We start from the raw sequence: 945 nt of genomic DNA, 5'->3' as shown, positions 1-945 counted from the left end.
TACGTCTGGCTGGTCGTCCTTTATGGCGAACTGATGCTAATATCGCGACACCTGATCATAACGTCCCGACAACTGACAGAACTGGCGGAATTGAATCTATTACCGATGAAGTTTCACGTATCCAGGTACAAACCTTGGATGACAACTGCGAAGCTTTCGACGTGCTTGAATTCAAAATGTTAGACAAGCGCCAGGGCATTGTGCACGTAATAGGCCCAGAGCAGGGCGCTACCTTGCCGGGCATGACGGTTGTTTGTGGTGATTCCCATACCTCTACCCATGGCGCATTCGGTGCCTTGGCTCACGGTATTGGCACCTCTGAAGTTGAGCATGTTATGGCCTCCCAGACCCTTGTTCAGAAGAAGATGAAGAACATGCTTGTACGTGTGAACGGTTCAGTTGGCGAAGGTATCACAGGTAAAGATATCGTTTTGGCTATTATTGGCAAAATTGGTACGGCTGGCGGAACAGGTTGTGCAATCGAATTTGCAGGTAAAGCAATTGAAGAGCTATCTATGGAAGGTCGTATGACCGTTTGCAACATGGCTATTGAGGCCGGTGCACGAGTAGGTGTGATCGCAGTAGATCAAACCACCATAGAATATGTCAAAGGCCGTTCATTCGCGCCAAAAGGCGAGATGTGGGACGCCGCAGTCGAAAACTGGAAAGACTTGCACAGTGATGACGATGCTGTCTTTGATCAGGTTGTCGAGCTAGAGGGCTCTGAAATCAAACCTCAAGTTACCTGGGGAACCTCTCCTGAAATGGTGCTTCCGGTAGATAACAATGTGCCTAACCCTGACAACGCTAGTGATGCAGTTGAGAAAGAGGGCATCGAGAAAGCGCTTAAGTACATGGGCTTGGAAGCAGATATGCCTATTACTGACATTAAGCTGGACAGAGTATTTATTGGTTCTTGTACTAACTCAAGAATTGAAGATATTA

Annotated in this window: 1 protein-coding gene; it reads left to right on the top strand. The window is 47.5% G+C overall.

The window, feature by feature from the left end; genetic code table 11:
- A partial coding sequence (locus tag A3735_RS00625) for an aconitase family protein (RefSeq protein ID WP_068637357.1) occupies nt 1-945 on the top strand: 945 nt, incomplete at both ends.

Source organism: Oleiphilus sp. HI0061, assembly GCF_001635675.1.
The sequence above is the reverse complement of the archived record's forward strand: the minus strand, read 5'-3'. Positions and strand labels throughout refer to the sequence as shown.